This is a genomic window from Algoriphagus oliviformis (assembly GCF_017254915.1).
Lineage (GTDB): Bacteria > Bacteroidota > Bacteroidia > Cytophagales > Cyclobacteriaceae > Algoriphagus > Algoriphagus oliviformis.
In genome coordinates, this window is the sequence record NZ_JAFKCT010000032.1 from 1 (window position 1) to 890 (window position 890).

Sequence of the window (890 nt, forward strand, 5' to 3'; positions counted from 1 at the left end):
GGGACAGCCATACTGGCTGATGGCCTCTTCGAGCACCTCCTTGCACCATTCCGCGTCCATGTTGTTGGAGATGGACCAGCCGACGATATACCGGCTGTACAGATCGATGATCGCGGTCAGGTACATGAAGCCCTTTTTCATCGGGATGTAGGTGATGTCCATCGCCCAGACTTGGTTGGGACGGGTGACTTCCAGATTCCGGAGCAGGTAAGGATACACTTTGTGTGCCTTGTGCCGTCGGGAAGTGTGCCTGCCGGGCATGACGGCCTGCAGTCCCATGCAGCGGTAGTACAGGCGTTCGACCCGGTTTTTGCTGACGGCGTAGCCTTTGTCCCGGGTCAGCCAGGTGTGCATGCCAGGAGCCCCTTTGTGGGGATGATGGAGGTAGTGTTCGTCCATCAGCCTCATGAGTCCCAGGTTCAACTCCGATTCCGGCTTGGGCTGGTAATAGATCCCTGAGCGGTGGATGCCCAGGACCTTGCATTGAGCTTTCAGGCTCAGTTCGGTATGACCCTTGCGTATCATGCTGCGTCGTTTTGCCAGAGGTTCTAGCGCAAGGCGTCTTTTAAAAAATCAACTTCGACTTTGAGCTTCCCAATCGTCTTGAGCAGCTGGTCTTTCTCTTCATCGGCAGGGTCTTTTTTGTTTTTGCCGCCTTTTTCAAAGACCTCCTCGGCCCCGTTGAGAAACTCCCGCTTCCAGTTGCTGAGCTGTTGCGGAGCCAGTTCGTACTTCTGGGCAAGCTCGGCCAAAGACGAACGTTCTTTCAGCAATTCCAAAACCACCTTGGTCTTGAACTTCGAGGTAAATTTTCTTCGTGTGGTCATCACAGTAAATTTAAGGGGTTAATCGTAACTTAATTTACTGTCCTGTTTTTTGGGGAATGCTCA

2 protein-coding genes are annotated in these 890 nt (G+C 52.8%); both read right to left on the reverse strand.

All coding sequences use genetic code 11. The features are described from left to right. Nucleotides 1–525, reverse strand: a 525-nt coding sequence (locus J0A68_RS22425; RefSeq protein ID WP_206580500.1) for a DDE-type integrase/transposase/recombinase, incomplete at its 3' end; no start/stop codon positions are given. A 23-nt stretch (nucleotides 526–548) separates the two neighbouring features. Beyond that, a complete protein-coding gene (locus J0A68_RS22430; RefSeq protein WP_206580501.1) occupies nucleotides 549–827 on the reverse strand; it encodes a transposase in 279 nt (92 codons plus the stop codon). Nucleotides 828–890: the final 63 nt, after the last annotated feature.